We start from the raw sequence: 16,107 nt of genomic DNA on the forward strand, positions 1-16,107 counted from the left end.
AAAATATTTAATCGTTTTTAAAAGGTTGGTTTTTAACACCCTGTTTAAAAATTACAAATAAATTTCTTTTGAAATTTTATAAAAAAGCTCAAAGAGAGAATTGTTTGAAGTGTTATAATTAAATTGAATAATTCCACAATCGGGCGCGATTGTGGAAGATTAAATAGTCATTTAAGTTACAACCGAAGAGTTTAACTGCTCCTCGGTTGTTTTTATTTACTCATATTTCACAAACACATCTTTAAATCCAGCTTTCATTGCTTTTAATTGTTGCTTACCCACATTTTTAACACTTCAACCTTTTACTTTTCCACCCTTGACAACAGCGCCACCAACTCCACATGCACTGTATGCGGAAATAGATCTACAGGTTGTACGATTTTTAGTTCATAGCCAAAATCTCTGAGCCATGTGATATCTTTTGCGAATGTTTCTGGGTTACATGAAACGTATACTACTCTATCTGTTTGAAGGCGTCCGATTCTACGCATTACTTTTCCACCTGCGCCAGATCGTGGTGGGTCGAGCATGATGACGTCTGGTCTGCCCCAGTTTTCTAGTACTTCGTCAATACCGCGTCTAGCGTCCTTTGCGAGGAAATATGTATTCGCTATATCATTTTCTTCAGCGTTTTGTTTTGCTGATTCTATTGAGGTTTCGACAATTTCAATACCAGCGAGTCTTTTGACGCGCGTTGCAAATGGTAATGAGAATGTTCCTACTCCGCAGAATAAGTCAATCATCGACTGATCTTTCGTCGGTTTTGCAAATTCTATTGCGAGGTCTACTAATTTTTCAGCTTGTCTTGGATTTGTTTGGAAAAACGTGTCAAACCATAGACGATAGTTAAATCCATACATTTCGTCGTGAATATAATCTCTACCGTGAAGAACGACAGTACGTTCTGATTGCGTCATATCTGCTAGATCTGTGTTTTTTGACCACGTAATACTTTCGATATTTTCGACTTCAGATACTAACGTTTTTAATAATTGATTAATTTCTTCTTCATACGCTTCTGGATCATCTGCAGCAAATATCGCACACATCACTTCTCCAGTATGTTGAGACTCTCGCACCATTAAGTAACGTAAAATCCCTTCTTTTGTATCTTTGTTATATGTTTTAATGCCACTTTGTTTTGCCCATTCTGAAACGATATTCATGACTTTTTCCGTTTCTTCTCCAGCAATTAAACATGAATCAAGGTCAATAATATTTCTAAAGTTATCCATTTCATGGAGACCTAGTTCACCGTTACTACCGAACGTAAACTCCATTTTGTTACGATAACGCCACATATTTTCTGCACCGATAATTGGACGAATCACTGAAGGGTCGAAACCATTGTTTTCGATGTACATTTTAACCGCATTTTCTTTTACTTTTAGTTGCGCATTATAATCAAAATGTTGCCACTGACATCCACCACAAATATCAAAATATTTACACGGTGCGTCGATTCTGTTTTCATCTTTTTTTATAATTTCAATTGGACGCGTAAATGCACTTTTACGGTTCATAGCATTTGGCACTTCAACACGAACCACTTCTCCCGGAATAGTGCGAGGGATTGTTAAACGTAAATTTTTACCTTTACCTTCCCAATCATCTCTACGATACTTCGTAACTCCTTGACCTTTTTTATTAAAACTTTTTATTGTCACATCATATGTACGTGACTTTGACATAATTTTCACCTTCTACATTTCTTCGTTAGTTTCTAAACTAATTAAAGTAATAGACATTACCGTCTCCATCATAATTATCTGAATTAATTGTTTACATTACCTCTTCAATTAAATTATAAATTGTAGCAATAACCTGAGCAAAATCTATTCCTTTAGCATATGGGTTTTTATTCTGATATCTACTCCATCTATCCCTAATTGATTCATTATTTTTTATAAGATTTATAATTTCAATAGCTCTATCTTTGGAAATATTTGTTTTTCTATATTTCAAAGTAAGTGATACAGCTCTTTTCAAATCTTCAAAATTTATTTTTTCTATTTGTGTGCTAAAAATTATATAAATATCATAATAGTCCTTACTCCTACTATTATTTTCAGCTCTAGTTAATATCGTATGGAGTTTTTCCGACAAAACAGACTCAATTGGATAACATTTAAGGTCATATCTATCTCCTAAGATTGTCTGATATTCCTCATCAACTGGACTAGGATAAACTGGATCTCCTGTTGCAATATCTACAGCAAAAGGAATCCTTATGTTTGATAGATGGCCAATTAATTTAAATCTATGTCCACCATATTCATCATCAGAGCGTATTCTTTCACCATGCCCGTCAATTTCAAACCAAACGTCTGATTGATTAATTTCTGAAATTATTGATATTAAAATAGATTTAATATTGTCAGAGTCGATGTTAATTCCCTTTGCTAAAAAGTCTATATCTTGAGTAGCTCTATTTTGAACTCCTAACTTATATGTCAGTAGAATACCTCCCTTAAGCATGAAATTATCTTTATACTTACTTTGTGACAAAAGTTTTAGGAATTCATCAAAGAAAAATTGATTTAGCGCTAAATTATAGTTAATCTTTAATTCCATAGCTTTATTTCTAATTTTTGCAGTTATACTATCTTTATTCATATACAATAACCTCTAAAATATTTTCAATCTGTTCGGATATTCCAAATATATTCGCATATTTTCTTAATTTCCATATATCTTTACTATCTCTCTTCAGATAAAAATTCCAAGCTTTTGAAAATATTTCAGGATTTTGATTTTTTCAATCTCTAACAATATCACAAAGTGTTCTTTCCATATCATATACCGAAACTATATTACCTATCTCCGTTTTAACCTCAGTAATTCCCACTTCGTACCATTCTTTTTTTACATGATGAGGTATAACCATATCTTTTACTCTCCAAGTATTATATCCCTGATATACCGTAACCTCGTTAGTAAAAGGTAGTCTTTCCGTCAGACCATGTAAATAAAGCGCGGTTTGATAAGAATAAATGCATACCTTATGTTGAAGTTGGAAAATATATAGTTCATCATAATTATCATAGGAAGGATGAAGATAAACACCTCTTGCTACTCTTTCAAGTTCACCATTTCGAACCATATCTGTAAGATACCAAGAATCTATACTTTTTTCTGTAGCTTCTGATGCTGTAATTATTCCATTATTTTTTTTAATAATATTATTTATTTTTTTCTTGTTCATAAAAAAACTTCCTTTTGTGCTTTATTATATATAAAACAAAGCACAAAAGGAAGTAATAAATAGAAATCATATCAATTCAAATTTAATCATTTTTCCTTGTCAGTGGCACTAGAGCCTCCACATGATACGTCTTTGAAAACATATTGTACGGCGTGACTGAACCGATTGTATATTTTTCACTTAATATTTTTAAATCTCTTCCAAGTGTTGCTGGATTACATGAGATATACACAATTCTCTCTGGTTCCACTTGTAAAACTGTATCTAAAAATGTACGGTCGCACCCTTTCCTCGGTGGATCTATAAATAGTACATCGATATGTTTTTCGTTTACAATCTCTTTAATTTTCTCTTCAGCTTTACCATTTATATACGTCGCATTTTTTATGTCGTTTAACTTTGCATTGTCTCTTGCATCCTCGACTGCACTTTCGACGATTTCTACACCGATTACTTCATCCACTTTGTCTGCTAATAATTGACCGATCGTACCAATACCTGAATACGCATCGATGACGACGTCTGTTTTTGTTAGTGCAGCCCGTTCGATTGCTTCACTATACATCTTTTCTGTAATTTCATGATTTACTTGATAAAACGATAAGTCTTTCACTTTAAATTGTTTATTTAATAACTCATCCACTATATATGACTTACCGTATCGTACGACTGAGTTGTAACTCGTGACGAGATTTGTTCTTTCAGTGTGAATGTTTTGAATGACACTTGTAATTCTAGCGTCTTGAACGAGTTCATCGACTAATGGTTTAAATGTATATGATTTACCATTCGTAACAAACACGATTTGTATTTCACTGTCATCGTGATTAGAACGGATGATTAAGTGCCTTAAAAACCCAGTATGTTTCTCTTCATTGTAAATTGAAATGTCGTATTTTACTATCAGTTTTCTTAACACTTCGATGATCTCGTTATGACTTCTTTTTTGAATCATACAATGATCGATATCGACGACGTCTTTACCATTTTTTTGAAATTGACCGATGACCACTTTACCACGCTGTTCTCTCACTGCAAACACTGTTTTATTTCGGTAATAATATAGTTCGTCAAGTTCAACTGTATCGTTCACTTCTATATCTTTAATATGACGTCTTAACGTATTTAAAACCGCTTCTTTTTTAAAGTCTCGTTCCTCGGTTTCATTCATATGTTGAACGTGGCATCCACCACAGATGTCATAATATTTACACGGTGGATTTACACGATTTTCACTTCTCGATAAAACATCTACTACTTTCCCCTGACTAAACTTATTACCAGTCTGAGTGAGTGTATATGTAATTGTTTCATTTCTTATAGCGCCATCTATAAACGCGAGGTGATTTTCTTTTACAACACCTCTACCGTCATGTGTATATCCTGACACTTTACTTTTATATGTATTGTCCATGTGATCCCCTGTTTTCTCTTTTAAAAATAGATGAAATTAATTATAATATTTATATTAAGATTTGGGAGGGTATGTTGTGAGAGCGAGTGGTTTGATGTTATGGGTTCTATTTGCATATATTCTTTTTACTGCATTTGAACTTGGCTTACCAGCAATCATTATGACTGGTGTCTCATTTTTTATTGCGTTAAATTTTACCCTCGTAAGAAATACGCATATTGAAGCATTTAACGAAAAACATAAAACGACGTTCGATGAAGAAATCGAGTCGATTAAAAATGAACAAAAAAACGAAGAATAACCAAAGCGGTTATTCTTTTTTAATTCTTACTTTAATGGCTTGTTGTAAATTTTTAAAATGTGCAGGTAACACACCACCGAGTTCTCCGTCTAAATTTAACTGTACTTCTTCGAAACTCGAGACATATAGCTCTCTTGATTTAAAGTATTTTACTTTATCGTGCTTTAAATGCTCCCCACGCATCGCAAGCGTTAAAACGTGTGCAAGCTCTGCTAAATTGACCTCTTCTAATATTAAAACCGAAAAATATCCGTCGTCTAACTCAGCATCTGGTACGAGTTGTTCAAATCCGCCAATCGAGTTTGTTAAACCGATTAAAAACAACATAACACGTCCTGTGTAAACATCATCATCGTGTTCAATTCGTATTGGGAATGATGTAATTTGCGGGATAAGTTCAATTCCTTTTACGTAATATGCAAGAGATCCGATAACTGCCTTTAAGCGACTCGGTGCTTCGTAAGACACCTCTGTAATCTTACCGCCCCCACCGATATTCATAAAGTATTTACCGTTCATTAGACCGAGGTCTATCGCAAATGGTTCACCTTCAATAATATAGTCGAGCGCTTCAAAAATATCACTCGGTATACCTAGCGCTCGTGTAAAATCATTTACTGTCCCCATTGGGATAATCCCAAACTCAGGTGGTGTATCATGCTGAAGTAGGCCGTTAATGACTTCATTTACCGTACCGTCTCCACCAACCGCAATGACTAAATCAAACTCGAGTTCACATGCACGTTTCGCAGCAACAATCGCATCACCAATACCAGTCGTTCTATGTGCACTCGCAATGTACCCTGCACGCTCTAAACGTTCGAGAATTTGAGGAAGTTGTTGCTCAAACACTTCTCGCCCTGCCGTCGGATTATATATAATACGTGCTGTTTTCATAAGCTATCACCTACGCATATTTGATCGTACTAACAATATTTGCTCATGTTAATGAAAAATATTTTTAAATATGGTATTATCTAATCTAGATAATTGTATCATATATAATATAGACATTAAAAAATTACGAGGAGATTTGATGAAAAAACTAATTATTGTCCTACTTTCACTAGTATTTTTATTTTTATTATACTTAAATTTTTTACACGAAAATAAGAGTAACGTAGATAATAATAACAATACTAGTCAAGTAGAAAATTCCAGTAACAGCGATAACCAAAAAGATAAAAACGATCACACGAACAAAGAAGATGATGGAAAAGAAGAAGCTTCTACATCAGAAAATAATGTTTCAAGTGAACCACTTATATTTAATGAAGATGTCATCCAAGATAAGTATGATGCAAACATTCAAAACAACGAACCGTTAACGGTCGATGTTGTATTACCGACGTATTATAGCGATGCATTCATGAACGATTTAAAAGAAGCATTTAACAATACGACGATTGGATTTAATCGTATCGATATCGATGTTAATTCTGGTCAACTTGCACAGTTAAACATTAATGACAGTGCTGATGTCGTGCTGTTAAGCGCACTCCAAATTCAAGACTATAACGAAGAGGTCCTTCCAAGTCACGACTTACCAAACGTATTACGTATGTATATGTCGCTACTTGAAGCAAATAAGACAGCTGTCATTTTAAGTGAACCAAACGCACATGCGCATGTTAACTTACAAAACGTATTAGAAGATGATCAAGCATTTATGAGAGAGAACGATTATTTCTACGTTGATAATAGTAGAATAGAGCTCGATGACATGTATGATTACAATCAAAACGTATTAACTCGTGAAGCTGAAAAAGAAGTTGCTAAAAATATTAGAGACTTCTTCTTACAATAATAAAAGACTTTGCACCTAAAGTTTAGGTGCAAAGTCTTTTTTTAAATATTATCTCTTATTAATTTCTTCTAAAAGAATCTTGTTAACCATTTGTGGGTTTGCTTGTCCACGTGATTTTTTCATAATTTGTCCTACTAAGAATCCAATCGCACGGTCTTTACCATCTTTAAAGTCTGCGATTGATTGAGGGTTCTCATTGAGTACTTCTTCGACCATTTCACCAAGTACTGCTGGGTCTGAAATTTGTTCCATACCGAGCTTTTTAGCTGTTGCTTTTGCTTCTCCACCGTTTTTAATTAATTCAGAGAATAATTTTTTCGCTTGTTTACCTGAAATTGTACCGTCTTCAATAAGTCCGATCATTTCAGCTAAGTTTTTCGGTGTAATTTCTGTGTCGTGAAGTTCTACTTGTTGTTTGTTTAAGTACTCGTTCACACTTGTCATGATCCAGTTTGATGCAAGTTTTGGATCTGCTTTATGTGTTTCGACCATCTCGTTAAAGAAGTCTGAGTGTTCTTTTGTGAGTGTTAAAATATCTGCGTCATATTCTGGTAAACCGTACTCTTCTAAGTAGCGTGTTTTTAACTCGTCTGGGAGTACTGGAATACTTGCTTTTACAGATTCTCTCCACTCGTCACTAATTCTTACAGGTCCAAGGTCTGGATCTCTAAAGTAACGGTAATCATCTGCTGTTTCTTTAACACGCATTAAAATTGTTTCGCCAGTTTTTTCGTCAAAACGTCTCGTTTCTTGTTTGATTTCTCCACCTGACATTAGGACTTGTTGTTGGCGTTTTTCTTCGAATTCTAAACCTTTACGTACGTGGTTAAATGAGTTTAAGTTCTTTAACTCTGTTTTCGTACCGAATTCATCTTGTCCGTATGGACGAATTGAGATGTTCGCATCCGCACGTAATGATCCTTCTTCCATTTTAACGTCAGAAACACCTGTATATTGGATGATCGATTTTAGTTTTTCTAAATATTTGTATGCCTCTTCAGGTGTACGAATATCTGGTTCAGATACGATTTCTACAAGTGCTGAACCATGACGGTTTAAGTCGACGAGTGAATGGTCGTCTTTATGGACTGATTTACCAGCATCCGCTTCTAAGTGTAGACGCGTGATACCGATTTTTTTCTTTTTACCATCCACTTCAATTTCGATATGTCCGTGCTGACCGATTGGTTCTTTATCCTGCGTAATTTGGTACGCACTCGGGTTATCTGGATAGAAGTAATGCTTTCTGTCAAATCGAGTAACAGATGGAATTTCCATATTTAAAGCAAGAGCTGCTTTCATTGCGTACTCGATTGCTGTTTTGTTAACGACTGGTAACGCACCAGGATGTGCAAGCTCCATAACAGAAAGGTTTGTATTTGGTTCTGCACCAAAGTGTGAAGGTGCACCTGAGAATACTTTTGATTTTGTATTTAGCTCGACGTGTACTTCGAGTCCGATTACTGTTTCAAAATGCATTTATTTAACCTCCAATGTGAGATTTTTTAATTCATCGTGAAGATTAAATTGTTGTTCGAATTTATACGCAGCATTGTAAATCTTACTTTCTTCGTAGTGATTTCCAATGATTTGTAATCCGATTGGACGATTATCTTCAGTTAAGCCACACGGTACTGATAATGCTGGTAATCCTGTTAAGTTTGCAGGGATTGTTAAGATGTCTGTCATCCATACATTCTCGTCTGGTTTACCAAATTCATGTGCTGGTGCAGCTGTTGTTGGTGTTAATATGAGATCGAATTTCGATAAAACTTCCGCAAATTCTTCCATTACTAATCGGCGTACTTTTTGCGCTTGTTCGAAGTAATCTTCAAAATGACCTGCTTGTAACATATACGTACCTAAAATGATACGGCGTTTTACTTCGTCACCGAAACCTTCTCCACGTGTTTTCTTATATAAGTCTTCTAAGTTTTCTGCTTCAGCACGGTAACCGTAACGAATTCCGTCAAAGCGTGCTAAGTTAGAAAATGCTTCACTTGAACTTACGATTTCATAAATTGAAATGACTTTGTCTAAATGATCGATACTGACTTCTTCAACTTCAGCACCGAGTGATTTAAACGTTTCAACTGCTTTTTCAATGCTTTCACGTACTTCAGCGTTAACATCTTCTGTCATTAATTCTTTAACGACTGCGATTTTCATACCCTTAATATCGTTATCGATGTTTGTTAAGAAATCCGCTTCTTTGTCCGCAGTTGTACCGTCAAACTCATCGAGTCCACTTAAAACGTTTAAAAGTATCGCATTATCTTTTACCGTCTTTGTAATTGGGCCAATTGTGTCAAATGATGAACCGAATGCAATGCCACCAAAACGTGATACTCTTCCATACGTTGGTTTCATACCAACGACACCGTTAAAGCTTGCAGGTTGACGAATTGATCCACCAGTATCAGTTCCGAGCGCTGCTGGCACAAATCCTGCCGCAACTGCAGCTGCAGAGCCACCTGAAGATCCACCTGGAACGAGTTTTGTGCTCCAAGCGTTTGTCGTCTTTTTATAATAGGACGTTTCAGTTGTAGATCCCATCGCAAACTCGTCTAAGTTAATTTTACCGAGACTAATTGTTTCTGCGTCTTTTAACTTTTTAACGACCGTCGCGTCGTTAATTGGTATAAAGTTTTCAAGCATTTTAGATGCTGCTGTTGTCGTGATCCCTTTTGTTAAAATGTTATTTTTAATACCGACCGGTAATCCAAATAGTTCACCTGTCATTTCATCTTTTGCTTGCAATTCATCAAGATGCTTTGCTTCTTTTAATGCGTCTTCTTTCGTTAATTTGATGAATGACTGAACGCTATTATCATGCGCTTCAATATGTTTATATAATCCTTCAACGACTTCTGAAGGTGTGAGTTCTTTTTGCTTAATTTTTGATACGATTTCTTCAACCGTTAAATGATGAATGTTAGTCACCAATGTCCCTCCTAGGAAATCATTTTTGGTACTTTAAATTGTCCGTCTTCTGTTGATTCTGAGTTTAATAACGCGTCTTCAATCGACACTTGATTGTTTGGATCGTCTTCACGTACGACGTCATAAATCTCTAACGCATGTGTTGCTGGTTCAACGTCAGATAAGTCCATGTTTTTTAAATCCTCTGCACGTTGTACGATGTCTGTAATAGACTCGGCATAACGCGTTGCTTCATCTTCAGTTAATGCAACTTTCGCAACGTCTGCCATCTTTAGTACTTCTTCTTTTGATACTGTTGGCATAAATATCCTCCTTTTTAAAACACGTATTATTTTATCAAAATATACGTCTCAATTCTATTGTTTGTTATTCTGTAATATAAAGTTCCGTATTCTCTTCACCGTCAGACGTAATAATCGAATACACTTTTGACTTATCTTGAATCTTTGCTTGAACTTTTGTGCCTTTAAAATGTTTTTCGACAAGTTCATACACGAATTGGCTTAAACCGACCATTTCACCACGTGACTCGTATTCAAATGGTATTTCAATCGATAACTCGTCGAGTTTACCGTCACGAATCACACCGCGTCCGACACTTGTAGAAAATGATTTAAAGTAACTTTCGAGTTCTCGGTTAAATGCACGATATTCGCTATTTACTTCTTCTGGTACTGATTCATTATTTGATGGTAGTAAAACGTTCTGTTCATCGATCGTTTCAAACTTAGGAATTTCTTTTACACCTGGTTCAACAACCGCGTAGGATACGAAGTTACCAGGTATAATATCGGTTCCTTTTGATTGGATAAAGATTGCAAATACGACTTTTTTATCGACATAATCACTGTTTTCTCGAAGTCTCTCTAAAATTTCACGCGCCATATCTTCGCCCTCTTTTTGAACGACTTCTAAATCTAAATCTTTTTGATATGTCGTACCATACTGCTCTTTTTGATATAAGTACTCACTGTTCATTGCAAGTCCGAACGTAATCCCTTCGAACGTCTGATTACCTTCTTCGTCAATTTTTAAGTAATCTTGTTCAAGTATATGAGATAAGTAAAGTGGCGCGTTCTCTGCAAGTTTTTCTGGATCTTCTTCTCCGTTGTTTGATGGGTTTAACCCTAAGTTACTAAATGCACCTGTCCTTTTAAGTGTTGCTTCATCCATCTCATCGATTTGCTCTTTCGTATATTGACGTTTTAAATACTCGCGAGTCATTTTATCAGACATAATTTGTCCTTCTCGAAACACGTATTCATTTGTCGGAAAGAATCTTTTCGACTGCTCAAAAAGGCCTTTTTCAAATGCTTCCATATTATACGTTGAAACCATGTTAGAACTTGTTAACCCGCGTGCTGGAGAGAGTTCGTATGGTAAGACAGATTGGTAATAATCGCTTGAAATACTTTGTGTGACACTATCTTGTACATCTTCATTTCGTACTGTTTGAACGTTATTGTTATTTTCATCGTTATTTTCTGACGCATTCTCAACGTCGACAGACGTATTCGAACATGCCGTTAATATCGCTGTACCAAACAACGTACTCATTACAAGTTTTTTCATCTGCTATTCGCCCAACCTTTCGAGTAAATCCGCTTCACTCCATACAGTAATTTCTAACTCTCTCGCACGGTCTAATTTAGACCCCGCATCACTTCCAGCGACGACGACATCTGTGTTTTTAGACACACTACCTGTCACTTTCCCGCCATTTAACTCAATTTTTTCTTTCGCTTCCTTACGTGTTAACTCTTCGAGTTTACCTGTTAACACAAACGTCATCCCGTCAAACTGTGTACTCTCTTGCTCTTCAACCTCTTCAGTCATATTTAAACCTGCTGATTTTAGTTTTTCTATAAGATGAATAAAATCTTCGTTTGACGTATACGTTACAACAGAATCTGCGATCACTTCACCGATTTCAGGAACTTCCATCAACTCGTCTTTTTCAGCAGATAAAATATTATCCATCGTTATAAATCTCTCAGCAATTAAACGTGATGCTTTTTGGCCGAGAAAACGAATACCAAGACCAAATAATAACTTTTGAAGTGGTGCTTCTTTACTCGCTTCGATTGCGTTTAAGAGGTTCTCAGCTTTTTTATCTCCCACACGGTCTAACTCTATAAGTTCCTCTTTTTTAAGTGTGTATAGATCTGCAACGTCTGAAATGAGTTTCGCATCGTATAACTGATGAACAAATTTCTCACCGAGTCCGTCGATATTCATTGCCCCTCGAGAAGCAAAGTGAATAATATCTTCTACGATTTGAGCCGGACATTTCGGGTTAATACAACGAATCGCAACTTCTTCGTCTAACTTAACCGCTTCATGACCACATGACGGGCACTGTGTCGGTGCTTTATACACTTCTTGGTTTGTACGTTCTTCGTACACGACACGCACAACTTCCGGGATAATATCTCCGGCTTTATGGATAATTACCGTGTCGTTAATACGAATATCTTTTTCCTCGATTAGCTCATGATTATGAAGTGACGCACGTGCAACAGTCGTCCCAGCGACACGAACAGGTTCTAAAATTGCCGTCGGTGTAATGACACCTGTACGACCGACTGTCAGTTCAATGTCTATAATTTTCGTTTTTGCTTCTTCAGCTGGAAACTTATACGCAATTGCCCATTTTGGCGAGCGGACAGTATAACCAATTTCTTCTTGTAGGTCTATGTTGTTCACTTTAATAACAATTCCGTCGATTTCATACGGTAACTCATTACGGTGCTCTTGCCAGTAGTTGACGTATTCAATCACCCCGTCGATATCTTCTTTCACTGCGCGTTCTTTGTTTGTTTTAAATCCTAACTTATCGAGCTGATCGAGCGCCTCACTTTGAGACGTTACCCCTAATATGTCCGCGCGTGGTGTCCCGTATAAAAATATAGATAAATTACGTTCACTCGTCAGTTTCGTATTGAGTTGACGTAAACTACCTGCTGCAGCGTTTCTCGGATTTTGGAATACTTGTTCATTATTTTCTTCGCGACGTTTATTTAACGTTTCAAATGCTTTTTTTGGCATATACGCTTCACCGCGTACTTCAAATTGTGCATTTAAATCTGTTGACAGTGGAATCGCTCGAATCGTTCTTAAGTTATCAGTAATATTTTCACCAACAGTACCGTCGCCACGTGTGGCACCTTGAGAGAATTTACCGTCTTGATATAAAAGCGATACTGCAAGACCGTCGATTTTTAATTCACACATATACTCTACTTTTCCGACTGCGCGTTCTACTCTATCGTTAAATGCACGTAAATCTGCTTCGTTAAACGCATTAGATAAAGATAACATCGGCGTCTCATGCGTGACTTTTTCAAACTTATCAAGCACCACTCCTCCGACTCTAGAAGTTGGAGACGTGTCACTTTTTAACTCAGGATATTGTTCTTCAAGATGAAGTAACTCATGGAATAATTTGTCATACGTTTCGTCTGGAACCGAAGGGTGATCTAAAACATGATATTCATAATTGTACTGCGTCAGAAGTTTTTCTAATTCTCGCATGCGTTTTTCCATTTCTTATCACCCTTTCTTTTCAATTGGCGCAAATTTCGCAAGTAACCGTTTCGGACCGACTTTTGAAAATACGATATCGAGCTCTTCACTGTCACCTGAACCGTTAATTGCTGTAATCATCCCGTCACCAAACGTTTTATGCGTTACTTTATCGCCGACGTTAAATGTTACGCCACTATTATCTGTAAACACTTGGCTTTTACTACGTGGACGTTTCTTACTGTTACTACTACGTCCGTCGTATACAGAAATGAGGGATTCACCTTCAACTAAATCTGCTGGTATTTCTGACCAGAATTGGCTTTCCATTGCGTTATTTGTTCGACCAAATATAGTACGTGACGTCGCACGTGAAATGATTAAGCGCTCCATCGCACGTGTAATCGCGACGTACATAAGTCTGCGCTCTTCTTCGAGTTCTTCTTCAGTATCCATCGATCTATATGAAGGAAATAGCCCTTCTTCAAGACCGACGATGAAAATCACTTTAAACTCGAGTCCTTTAGAGGCGTGGATTGTCATAAGTGTGACAGCATCTGTGTCGTCAACACTATCTTGATCACTAACGAGTGCCATATCACTTAAAAAGTCAAAGAGCAGTTCGTCTCCAATCGTATGTGTTTCGTCAAATTCTTTCGTTACTGTTTTAAACTCTTCTAAGTTTTCTATTCGTGAATTACTTTCAAGTGTGTTTTCACGGATAAGCATATTTAAATATCCAGTGTCGTGGAGTATTTCATCGACTAAGTCTGTAATCGACATAAACTTAGACTTTTCTTTTAAGTTTTCAAGTACACTTAATAATTGTGCTAAGTTTTCAGCGTTTTTCTTTGATAGACCGATGAAATCCGCGTCTTTAATTGCGTCGTATATGCTCGAATTTAACGCGTTCGCGTGTTGCTTTAACGTGTCGATCGTCTTCGGTCCGATTCCACGCTTTGGTGTATTAATAATACGTTCCATTGCGATATCATCGTGGATATTTAAAACGACTTTCATATAACTCATTAAGTCTTTAATTTCTTTACGTTGATAGAACTTCATACCACCAACCATATTATATGGTAGGGATGATTTTACGAGTGCATCTTCGATTGCACGTGACTGTGAGTTTGCGCGGTATAATACAGCCATGTCGTTAAATCTGTATCCTTCATTTTTGAGTTTTTGAATCTGTTTAACGACACGCTGGCCTTCTTCTCGTTCGTTTTGAGAGACGATTGATGTAATTTTTTCACCTTTACCACGACTTGTCACTAAATTTTTCGGTACGCGGCTCGTATTGTTTTCGATGACGTTATTCGCTGCGTCTAATATACGCTGATGCGAGCGGTAGTTTTCTTCGAGTAAAATCGTCTTTACGTTATCGTAGTCTTTTTCGAAGTTTAAAATATTCATAATATCTGCACCGCGGAATTTGTAAATTGACTGATCGCTATCCCCAACGACGCAAATATTTTCATATTTTTGACTAAGCATATAGACGAGCTGATATTGTGCATGGTTCGTATCTTGATATTCATCGACATGAATATATTGAAATTTTGTTTGGTAATAATTTAAGATTGCTTCATCTTTTTGAAACAGTTGTATCGTCAGCATAATTAAATCGTCAAAATCTAGCGCACTGTTACGATATAAAATTTCTTGGTATGACGTATATATATCCGCATTTAGTTTTTCTCTAAAATCATATGCGTTTTCTTTCGCTTCTTTTTCAGTAATTAATGCGTTTTTAAAGTTTGAAATAGCATTTAAAAACTGGCGGGGTGGATATTGTTTTTGGTCTATATTCATCGATTTTAAAACATCTTTTACGACATTGAGCTGATCTGTCGTGTCTAAGATTGAAAAACTTCTATCGTAGCCGAGTTTGTCGATATCTCGTCTTAAAATTCTAACGCACATCGCGTGGAACGTTGAAATCCACATTTTAGATGTGTCGTCGTCGATTAGTTTGTCGACACGCTCTTTCATTTCTTTCGCTGCTTTATTTGTAAATGTGATCGCTAAAATGTTATAGCTTGGCACATCTTTTTCTTCAATTAAATATGCGATACGATGCGTTAACACACGTGTTTTTCCACTTCCAGCTCCCGCCATAACGAGGACAGGGCCTTCTGTTGTCGTAATTGCTTCATATTGCGCTCGGTTCATTAAAGATAAATCCATTACTCTACCTCATTTGTCGTTTTTAATGCTTGAGTAAAGTCATCGTAAATTGAATTACCGACGACTAACGTATTTGCGAAAGGTTTTCTTTCTTTAAACTCTTCACGATTTTTAATTCCACCACCGTAAATAAGATGGCTATTTTTAAGTTGTGAATGTATATGTTTTAACGTGTCTACGTCGATCAGTGTCCCGCTGCATTCGATGTATAAATACTTTGACTCATATAGCTTATCAATCATATTTACAAGGCTTGTGAGTGTTTCTTCATCTGGTAAATAGCACTCCGCCTTGTTAAACGCTTTACACTCTTCATTTAAAATTATATATGGCAATATCGAGACTTCGTCGTAATCGATAATATCGTGAAATTCTTGTAACGCTTCAACGAGTAGTCCGTTATGATACTTAATATTCGTCGTATTAAACACAACTGGGATGAAATAATGATCGAATCCACCAATGACAGATTCAGTGTTAGATATTTCAAGTGCGAGTGGAATACTAAAACGTCTCACGCGTGCGAGTAAATCTAAAACGTTGTCTTCAGTGACATTATCTGTTCCTCCGACGACGATTAAATCTGTTTTACTTTCAGCTAACCGTTCTAAATGCTCATCGCTAATCTCTTTCGCTGGATCTAATTTAAATATATGTTTTACGTCGCTTAACATTCGTTTCCTCCATAAAATCAATATTATAATTATAGCATTTTTTTA

General features: G+C 36.2%; 14 protein-coding genes. 2 read left to right on the forward strand and 12 right to left on the reverse strand.

Going from position 1 to position 16,107, the window contains the following annotated elements; all coding sequences use genetic code 11:
- Positions 1 to 302: 302 nt before the first annotated feature.
- The 4 genes from rlmD (CJ229_RS04055) to rlmD (CJ229_RS04070) form a co-directional block, all read right to left on the reverse strand.
- Entirely contained in the window at positions 303 to 1,691 is a 1,389-nt protein-coding gene (rlmD, locus tag CJ229_RS04055) for a 23S rRNA (uracil(1939)-C(5))-methyltransferase RlmD (protein WP_102167821.1), read from the reverse strand.
- 91 nt (positions 1,692 to 1,782) lie between these two features.
- A complete protein-coding gene (locus tag CJ229_RS04060) occupies positions 1,783 to 2,616 on the reverse strand; it encodes a nucleotidyl transferase AbiEii/AbiGii toxin family protein (protein WP_102167822.1) in 834 nt (277 codons plus the stop codon).
- A 142-nt stretch (positions 2,617 to 2,758) separates the two neighbouring features.
- On the reverse strand, positions 2,759 to 3,205 hold the full coding sequence (locus tag CJ229_RS04065; RefSeq protein WP_317846627.1) for a type IV toxin-antitoxin system AbiEi family antitoxin domain-containing protein: 447 nt from the start codon (positions 3,203 to 3,205) through the stop codon (positions 2,759 to 2,761).
- Positions 3,206 to 3,287: 82 nt separating this feature from the next.
- Positions 3,288 to 4,619, reverse strand: a complete 1,332-nt coding sequence (gene rlmD, locus CJ229_RS04070; protein WP_102167823.1) for a 23S rRNA (uracil(1939)-C(5))-methyltransferase RlmD — start codon at positions 4,617 to 4,619, stop codon at positions 3,288 to 3,290.
- A 76-nt stretch (positions 4,620 to 4,695) separates the two neighbouring features.
- Here rlmD (CJ229_RS04070) and CJ229_RS04075 point away from each other — a divergent pair, with 76 nt between their 5' ends.
- Positions 4,696 to 4,920: a hypothetical protein gene (locus CJ229_RS04075; protein ID WP_068131008.1), complete on the forward strand. Its 225-nt coding sequence runs from the start codon at positions 4,696 to 4,698 to the stop codon at positions 4,918 to 4,920.
- Positions 4,921 to 4,929: 9 nt separating this feature from the next.
- Here CJ229_RS04075 and CJ229_RS04080 read toward each other — a convergent pair whose 3' ends face one another.
- The gene (locus CJ229_RS04080) at positions 4,930 to 5,817 is read right to left on the reverse strand and encodes a diacylglycerol kinase (protein ID WP_040928982.1); all 888 of its coding nucleotides are present in this window, start codon (positions 5,815 to 5,817) and stop codon (positions 4,930 to 4,932) included.
- 139 nt (positions 5,818 to 5,956) lie between these two features.
- Between CJ229_RS04080 and CJ229_RS04085 the strand changes: the two genes are divergently transcribed.
- Positions 5,957 to 6,727, forward strand: a complete 771-nt coding sequence (locus CJ229_RS04085) for a hypothetical protein (protein ID WP_317846628.1) — start codon at positions 5,957 to 5,959, stop codon at positions 6,725 to 6,727.
- A gap of 48 nt (positions 6,728 to 6,775) precedes the next feature.
- Here the strand turns inward: CJ229_RS04085 and gatB are convergent, their stop codons facing one another.
- From gatB to CJ229_RS04120, 7 genes are all read right to left on the reverse strand, one after another.
- Positions 6,776 to 8,206 (reverse strand): Asp-tRNA(Asn)/Glu-tRNA(Gln) amidotransferase subunit GatB, encoded by a 1,431-nt coding sequence (gatB, locus tag CJ229_RS04090; RefSeq protein WP_102167825.1) that lies wholly within the window; start codon positions 8,204 to 8,206, stop codon positions 6,776 to 6,778.
- Positions 8,207 to 9,670, reverse strand: a complete 1,464-nt coding sequence (gene gatA, locus CJ229_RS04095; RefSeq protein ID WP_102167826.1) for an Asp-tRNA(Asn)/Glu-tRNA(Gln) amidotransferase subunit GatA — start codon at positions 9,668 to 9,670, stop codon at positions 8,207 to 8,209.
- An 11-nt stretch (positions 9,671 to 9,681) separates the two neighbouring features.
- Entirely contained in the window at positions 9,682 to 9,972 is a 291-nt protein-coding gene (gene gatC / locus CJ229_RS04100) for an Asp-tRNA(Asn)/Glu-tRNA(Gln) amidotransferase subunit GatC (protein WP_040928986.1), read from the reverse strand.
- A 64-nt stretch (positions 9,973 to 10,036) separates the two neighbouring features.
- Complete coding sequence (locus CJ229_RS04105; RefSeq protein ID WP_102167827.1) at positions 10,037 to 11,242, reverse strand: CamS family sex pheromone protein; 1,206 nt, start codon at positions 11,240 to 11,242, stop codon at positions 10,037 to 10,039.
- A gap of 3 nt (positions 11,243 to 11,245) precedes the next feature.
- The gene (gene ligA, locus CJ229_RS04110) at positions 11,246 to 13,216 is read right to left on the reverse strand and encodes an NAD-dependent DNA ligase LigA (RefSeq protein WP_070623625.1); all 1,971 of its coding nucleotides are present in this window, start codon (positions 13,214 to 13,216) and stop codon (positions 11,246 to 11,248) included.
- A 6-nt stretch (positions 13,217 to 13,222) separates the two neighbouring features.
- A complete protein-coding gene (pcrA, locus tag CJ229_RS04115; protein WP_102167828.1) occupies positions 13,223 to 15,388 on the reverse strand; it encodes a DNA helicase PcrA in 2,166 nt (721 codons plus the stop codon).
- Positions 15,388 to 16,062, reverse strand: coding sequence for a heptaprenylglyceryl phosphate synthase (locus tag CJ229_RS04120; protein WP_040928990.1), 675 nt, complete (start codon positions 16,060 to 16,062; stop codon positions 15,388 to 15,390). Before CJ229_RS04120 ends, pcrA begins: the two co-directional genes overlap by 1 nt.
- Between the last annotated feature and the right edge of the window lie 45 nt (positions 16,063 to 16,107).

This window comes from Nosocomiicoccus massiliensis, assembly GCF_002871345.2.
Lineage (GTDB): Bacteria > Bacillota > Bacilli > Staphylococcales > Salinicoccaceae > Nosocomiicoccus > Nosocomiicoccus ampullae_A.